The sequence below is a fragment of the Mycobacterium sp. NGS34 genome (genome assembly GCF_059812845.1).
In genome coordinates, this window is record NZ_JCALDM010000013.1 from 151,308 (window position 1) to 157,986 (window position 6,679).

8 protein-coding genes are annotated in these 6,679 nt (G+C 64.0%); 6 read left to right on the forward strand and 2 right to left on the reverse strand.

Features of this window, described 5'->3' with window-relative positions:
* Positions 1 to 21: 21 nt before the first annotated feature.
* A complete protein-coding gene (locus AC5Y7V_RS25315; RefSeq protein ID WP_499882786.1) occupies positions 22 to 1,176 on the forward strand; it encodes an acyl-CoA dehydrogenase family protein in 1,155 nt (384 codons plus the stop codon).
* A gap of 19 nt (positions 1,177 to 1,195) precedes the next feature.
* Here AC5Y7V_RS25315 and AC5Y7V_RS25320 read toward each other — a convergent pair whose 3' ends face one another.
* On the reverse strand, positions 1,196 to 1,954 hold the full coding sequence (locus AC5Y7V_RS25320) for a hypothetical protein (RefSeq protein WP_499882787.1): 759 nt from the start codon (positions 1,952 to 1,954) through the stop codon (positions 1,196 to 1,198).
* Between the two features lie 210 nt (positions 1,955 to 2,164).
* On the opposite strand from AC5Y7V_RS25320, the gene AC5Y7V_RS25325 reads away from it, so the two are divergent.
* The gene (locus AC5Y7V_RS25325) at positions 2,165 to 3,055 is read left to right on the forward strand and encodes a DUF7064 domain-containing protein (RefSeq protein WP_499882788.1); all 891 of its coding nucleotides are present in this window, start codon (positions 2,165 to 2,167) and stop codon (positions 3,053 to 3,055) included.
* A 17-nt stretch (positions 3,056 to 3,072) separates the two neighbouring features.
* Here AC5Y7V_RS25325 and AC5Y7V_RS25330 read toward each other — a convergent pair whose 3' ends face one another.
* Positions 3,073 to 3,708, reverse strand: a complete 636-nt coding sequence (locus AC5Y7V_RS25330; protein WP_499882789.1) for a TetR/AcrR family transcriptional regulator — start codon at positions 3,706 to 3,708, stop codon at positions 3,073 to 3,075.
* A 194-nt stretch (positions 3,709 to 3,902) separates the two neighbouring features.
* Between AC5Y7V_RS25330 and AC5Y7V_RS25335 the strand changes: the two genes are divergently transcribed.
* The 4 genes from AC5Y7V_RS25335 (at position 3,903) to AC5Y7V_RS25350 (ending at position 6,609) form a co-directional block, all read left to right on the forward strand.
* Positions 3,903 to 4,943: a hypothetical protein gene (locus AC5Y7V_RS25335; protein ID WP_499882790.1), complete on the forward strand. Its 1,041-nt coding sequence runs from the start codon at positions 3,903 to 3,905 to the stop codon at positions 4,941 to 4,943.
* A gap of 66 nt (positions 4,944 to 5,009) precedes the next feature.
* Positions 5,010 to 5,738, forward strand: coding sequence for a hypothetical protein (locus tag AC5Y7V_RS25340; RefSeq protein ID WP_499882791.1), 729 nt, complete (start codon positions 5,010 to 5,012; stop codon positions 5,736 to 5,738).
* On the forward strand, positions 5,735 to 6,337 hold the full coding sequence (locus AC5Y7V_RS25345) for a cytochrome c oxidase subunit 3 (RefSeq protein ID WP_499882792.1): 603 nt from the start codon (positions 5,735 to 5,737) through the stop codon (positions 6,335 to 6,337). Before AC5Y7V_RS25340 ends, AC5Y7V_RS25345 begins: the two co-directional genes overlap by 4 nt.
* A gap of 2 nt (positions 6,338 to 6,339) precedes the next feature.
* Entirely contained in the window at positions 6,340 to 6,609 is a 270-nt protein-coding gene (locus tag AC5Y7V_RS25350) for a cytochrome C oxidase subunit IV family protein (RefSeq protein WP_499882793.1), read from the forward strand.
* The last annotated feature ends 70 nt before the right edge of the window (positions 6,610 to 6,679 follow it).

Here is a 6,679-nt window from a genome sequence, read left to right on the forward strand (position 1 = left end):
ATCTGCTCGCGAGGTGATGTTGTGAGTCCTGCGCTGACCGATGAAGAACGCCTGCTGGTCGAGACGGTCCGAGCGTTCATCGACCGTGACGTCAAACCGACGGTCCGCGATGTCGAACACGCCAACGAGTATCCCGAGAAGTGGATCGAGCAGATGAAGCAGATCGGGATCTACGGGTTGGCGGTCCCCGAACAGTATGGCGGCTCGCCGGTATCGACGTCCTGCTATGTGCTGGTGACCCAGGAACTCGCGCGCGGCTGGATGAGCCTGGCCGGAGCGATGGGCGGCCACACGGTGGTGGCCAAGTTGCTGACGCTTTTCGGCACCGAGGAGCAGAAACAGACGTACCTGCCGAGGATGGCCTCCGGCGAGGTTCGCGCGACGATGGCGCTCACCGAGCCCGGCGGCGGCTCAGATCTGCAGAACATGGCGACGACGGCGGTTCCCGACGGTCAGGATCTGGTGATCACCGGCGCGAAAACCTGGATATCCAACGCGCGCCGGTCGGACCTCATCGCGTTGTTGTGCAAGACCGATCCGAAGGCGACGCCGCGGCACACCGGGATCTCCATCGTGCTGGTGGAGCACGGGCCAGGACTGACGGTGTCGCGGGATCTGCCCAAGCTGGGCTACAAGGGCGTGGAGAGCTGCGAGCTGTCCTTCGACGGATACCGCGCGCCCGCCTCGGCGATCCTGGGCGACGTTCCCGGTAAGGGGTTCGCGCAGATGATGAAGGGTCTGGAGACCGGCCGCATTCAGGTCGCCTCTCGCGCGCTCGGCGTGGCAACGGCCGCCCTCGAGGACGCGCTTGCCTACGCACAGCAGCGGGAGAGTTTCGGAAAGCCGATCTGGAAACACCAGTCGGTCGGGAACTATCTGGCAGACATGGCAACGAAACTCACCGCCGCCCGGCAGCTCACGCTTTACGCCGCCGAGCGTTATGACCGTGGCGACCGCGCCGACATGGAGGCCGGGATGGCCAAGCTCTTCGCGTCCGAGGTGGCGATGGAGGTCGCACTCAACGCCGTGCGAATCCATGGCGGCTACGGCTATTCCACGGAGTTCGACGTCGAACGCTACTTCCGCGACGCACCGCTGATGATTGTCGGCGAAGGCACCAACGAAATCCAGCGCAATGTGATCGCCGGCCAGCTCGTCGCCCGCGGAGGCATTTGAGGCCGTATCCCGGCGAGGCTTAACGCGTAACGGGCACGCTGTGGGCCGGCGGTACGGTGACGGGTTGCGGGGGCGTCTTCGGCAGCCGTTTGACTGCGACAAGCACGCCGATTCCACCGATGGTGCAGATTGCCCACAATCCGAGATACCAGAACGAGCGGAATTGCGGTCCGAAGAACGCCGCGATGGCCGCGAACCAGCAAGTGATCATCCCGAGGTATCCCCACCACACCACGGGGGCGGTTCCGGCACTGCAGCGGCGCCGCATCAGGATGCCGACGTACATCAACGGCAGGGCGGTGTTTGCAACCGAGAAATAGGCGATCGCAAGAGGGTCACCCATCGAGCGGTTGAACACATTCCACACGATGACCGCCGCGGCGGCGCCGGCGACGATCAGGGCGGCGAACTGGCCCGGGGTCGACGACGGCAGCAGCTCCTTTCTGGCGTACCGGATGGCCTGCACGATGTAGGCGATCTCGAATGTGACGGTGAACAGCAGTGCGCCCCAGAATAGTTCGACGTACCAGTGGTGGTAGGTGTGAAACCACGTGCCGTAGTGGGCGACGAACGTCGCGTCGCCTGCGAACCAGAACAAGGTGCAAAAGATCGGGATCGAGTACACCTTCTCGCGCCAAGCGATCACATAGGCGGCGAAAAACCACGTGTAATTGCAGGCCATTGCCAGCGCGCACAACGCGAGGATCGCGACCTTGTGGTTGTCAATTTGGGCGAGCATCTGGTGTCCGTCGTACATCAGCTGCTGTCCGTCGTACATCAGCTGGATCCTAAGCGAGTCGGACCAGCCTGTAAACGATCACTCACATTCGCCCGGCGACCCACGGCGCTTGACTGAAATGCTGGCAAGATTTTAATCTGAGTAAGAAAAATGCCGTATCGGGCTGACGCGGACGGCCACGCTGCCGGAGGGACGGCCCGCCGACGCGGACATCGTCGAGGTCCTGCAACGAAGGGGAGTAACACGCCGATGACCGTCACCGACCTCGCCGACGCCTGGGGGCCGCTGGCCGAGCCCATCCACCCCGACGCGGCCGGGCCGGCCGATCCGGTCTGGAAAGACAACGCCTACCTGTCCTTTTGGGACACCTCCAGCGCGGTGTTCTGCAGCTTCCACGTCTCGACATCGCCAAACGGCACGGGCGCGCGACGGGCCCGGTGCAGTGTCTCGGTCCGGGGCAACGTCCTGGAGATCATCGAGGATCTGGCACCGGGCAGCTTCGCGAGCGCGTCGATTCATTTCGGGCTCGACGGCGCGATAAGGGTCCGGCATCCACGGTTGCGGGCCGATTTGGTGAACACCCCGTTGTTCGTCGCGGCCGATTACGCGGCGGGCGGCGTGGTCCCCGAACTGGTTCCGGGCAAGCCGCTGCAACATTTTCAACAGGCGTGTCAGGTCACCGGCACGTTGGTACTGGACGGCGCCGAGTCACCGGTGCGCGCGAGCGGAATGCGCGACCGCACCTGGGGTTTCCGCGACGAATCCACGATGTGGATCGAGTACGCGGGTCTGGTGGCGGTCATCGGCGACACCTTCATCACGGTGATGAAGTTTCTGGGTGCCGACGGCACGCTGCGATCCGACGGATTTCTGATCGACGCGGACCGATCGCTCACGGTCGCCGATGTGACGTTTGGGCGCAACGCCGCCGGGCAGTTCCGGCTGGCCCGGCTGCGCGACGCCGAGGGCGGCACCCGGCTCGTCACGCTTTCGTCGCGGGTGGCCGGGTTTTTTGTGCCGATGGGCGCCGACTCCGAGGGGCCGTCGTTCGCCACCTACGACGACTTTATGACGTTGGACAGCGAAAGCGGCACGGGTGGTGGGTTTTTCGAACAGGGCATCCTGCACCGAGTGTTCTGAGCGCGCGCGAGCCGCGATTACGGTCCGTACAGGGTGCCCCGCCACATCGTTACCAACACGTCGACAGCGGCTTCCTCGTCGGCGAGATTCGGTTCAACCCCCAGCCCGGCGATGTACAGCACGCGTTCGGTGCCCCAGAACAGCGTTGCCGCGAGCGTCCTACTCGGCACTTGCGAGGTGATTATCCCCGCCTCGCGCTCGCGTTCGATCTCGACGGCGCCGGCGGCGATGAAGCGTTCGGCGATTGCCAACCACAGATCGCGCAACTCCGGCTCGGAGTGCCAGTGATGATTCGCCGCCTGTAACACCGGACGGTGGCGATGCCACGCGTGAGTGACAGCCCGAATGCTGCGCTGCAGGGCGGCCGTCGGCGAGTCCTCGGGGGAGCGGGCCAGAAACGGTTGGACGGTCTCGAAGATGTCGTCCATCGCGCGCTCGAGCAGACCGCTGAGCACGGAAAACTTGGAGGCGAAATAGAAGTAGAAGGTCGCCCGGGAAACCTTTGCCTCGGTGAGAATCTGCGCAACGCTGACGTCGTTGAACGCTTGCCCTGTCAAAAGGCGCGCGGTGGCCGCGAAGATGCTCTCAGCGGCCGACGCCTCGGTGTCGGCCACCCGTCGTCGACCGACAGCTCGCCGCGTCATCTCGGTCATCGGCGACACCTTACCTGCGGTCCGCGCATCTCTCCGTGTTCCGCCAGAAGAATCTAAGCAAATTTCAAAACAGGTATACACGCTGTCTGAACATCATGTTAGTGTGAGCTGGTCCACACCAGCCGAGCGGGTTGCCGCAACCACCGGCACGACAAAAACCGCACTTCAGCGCGGGGGAGAAAGGTCGGATATCGATGAGTTTGACGCTGAGCAGCAGTTGGTGGCCGCTGGTGGGTGAGGAGGGCTGGCCCCCGAACATCAAGCCGAGCCCCGGCGATTTCATCGCCAGCGCCCCGGCCCAAATCACCTTTTTCTTCGTGGCGGGCGCCGCCGCCGTCATCTTCGCGCTGCCCTGGGCGATCAGGGCGGCCGTGCGGAGCAAGAACTACATTCCTTTGCTGGTCATCGCCAGCGGATTCATTTGTAGCCAGTGCGAACCCATGCTCGACCTGTTGGGCCACTTGCATTGGGCCAAGAACCTGGTGCCGGCCTTCACCAACTTCGGCATCACCGTGCCCGCGCTGATCCCCCTGTGCTACGTCGCGTTCCTCGGCCTCGAGTCGTACTTCTGCTACTTCGTCATCCGCAACGGGGCGCATGCCCGGCACTTCGTCATGCTGCTGGGACTGGGCATCGTCACCGACGCGGTGATGGAGACGATCGGCATTAACCTGCGGACCTACGAGTACTACGGCGTGCAGCCGTACAAGTTCCTCAACTTCCCCTACTGGTGGGGCTTCATCAACGGCGGCTCGTTCGTCACCATCGGCGCGATGTTGGCGTTCGCGGTGCCGCGCCTGAAGGGGGCGCACAAACTGTGGTTGTTGCTCGTCGCGCCGACCGGCATGATGATGAACTACTTCGGGATCGGCTGGATTCACCTCCTCGCACACAACTCGACGCTGCCGGTCGTGGCGCGCTGGGTGGCCACGACGATCATGATGGCGATGATGGTCGGCTGGATGTTCGTCCTGCACAAGCTCGTCGGGCGGCCACAGTCGCTGCCGGCGCCGAACTGGACACTATGGCGGATCTTCGCATACGGGAAGCTGACGCCGAAGCGCTCGACGCGAATGGCGATGTGGCAGAAGATGTGCGAGGAAGGCGGTGTGAAACCCGGCGACGGGATCGCCATCAACCCCGAGGATCCGACGCAGGCGCTGATGGTCGGCCCCACCGTTGTCTTCGCCGACGGGGCAAGCGCGACGACGCGTCGACGCGAAGCTTCGGTTTAAAGCCGTTGCAGTCGTGGGTCGTTCAGCGGATATTCGGGCGACCCACGAGGCGAAGGGGACTCTGTGATGACACCAGGTATTCAGAAGACGATGGCGTTCAGCGGCGCGGCGTTCGTGCTGCTGTTGTTCCCGGCGATCATCATGACCGGCCTGCTTCCGCCGATATCGCCGATGCGCAACGCCAACGAGATAGCTCACTTCTGGTCGACGAACACCGGCTTGAAGCGGCTGGGACTAGTCCTGTTGCTGACCGCTTCGGGCTTGCAGGCGCCGTTCGGTGCGCTTATCGCCGTGCGGATCAGGCAGATGGAGGGCGGACGGTACTCCGCGCTCGCCTACACGCAACTCGTTGGGACGGCGCTGGCGGTGGTCGCGATCATCATGCCGACCTTCGCCTTCGCGGCCGCGTCGTACCGTCCCGAGCGCGATCCGCAGATCACCCAGGCCCTCAACGACCTCGGGTGGCTGCCGTTCGTCATGAACTGGCCGGCCGCCACGATCCAGTGTTTGGCCGTTGGGTTTGCCATCTTCGGTGCCGCACACGAGATTTGGCCGCGGTGGCTGGGCTACTTCAACGTCTGGTGCGGGTTCATCTTCGCCGCCGGCGGGTTGGTGGTGTTGTTCAAGGACGGCGTGTTCGCGTGGAACGGGCTGCTGGCCTTCTGGCTGGTGGCCGTGTTCTTCGGACTCTGGTTCCTGATCATGGCGTGGCAGCTGTGGGTCAGCATTGCGGCGCCGGAAGGAAACTCTGCGCTGTCTGAGGACGAACCGCGGCACAGCCAGTTGCAACGATGACCCTGGTGCGGCAGTCGGACGCGCGGGACGCGGCCGCCGACCGAGGCCGGAAAGTCCCCGGCGAAGAGGGCATCTGGGTCTTCGTACTCGGCGACATGACGGTGTTCGCGTTGTTCTTCGCGACGTTCATGTACTCCCGCGGCAAGAACCACGCGGTGTTCGCGCGCGACCACGCCGAGCTGCACGCCGCACTGGGTACGGTCAATACCGTTCTGCTGTTGACCAGTTCGCTGTTGGTGGTGCTGGCCGTGCAGCGGGTCCTCGGTGGGTGGCGCGCGGGCGCCCCGCGGCTAATAACGGCCGCGTTGTGCTGTGGACTCGGCTTCGTCGCCGTCAAGGCCGTCGAATGGTCCCAGCTGTTCGGCGCCCGCAAAGGGGTCGGCAGTGGCGAGTTCTTCTCGTACTACTTCATGTTCACCGGGATCCACCTGCTGCACGTGCTGATCGGTCTCGCCGTCTTGAGCCGGCTGATCGTGGTCGTCCGGCAACCGGAGTTCGCCGATAAGCAGGCGCGGCTGTGTGAGACCGGCGGAATCTTCTGGCACATGGTCGATTTGCTGTGGGTGGTCCTGTTCGCGCTGTTCTATCTGGTGAGGTGACGATGACGGCGACGCGTCGGGTGACCCTGGTGTGGGCGCTGCTACTCGCGTTGACCTTCGGGTCGTTTCTGGTCGGGGTAGAGCAGGGCGCGGGCTTCGCTTCGGTCGGCGCTGCGATCATCATCGGGATCGCACTGTTCAAGGTGCGGCTGATCGGGCTTCACTTCATGGACGTGCGGGCCGCCCCGCGCGCCCTGCGGGCATTGTTCGAGGGCTACGTGCTGGCCGTATTCCTGGTTCTGGTAGCGCTAGACATCTTCGTGAGGCCTTAGCGACCCGGTCGCGTCTCGATCAGAGTTCACTTCGGTTCGCCGAGCGTGGGGGATATGGACGAAAAGCGAT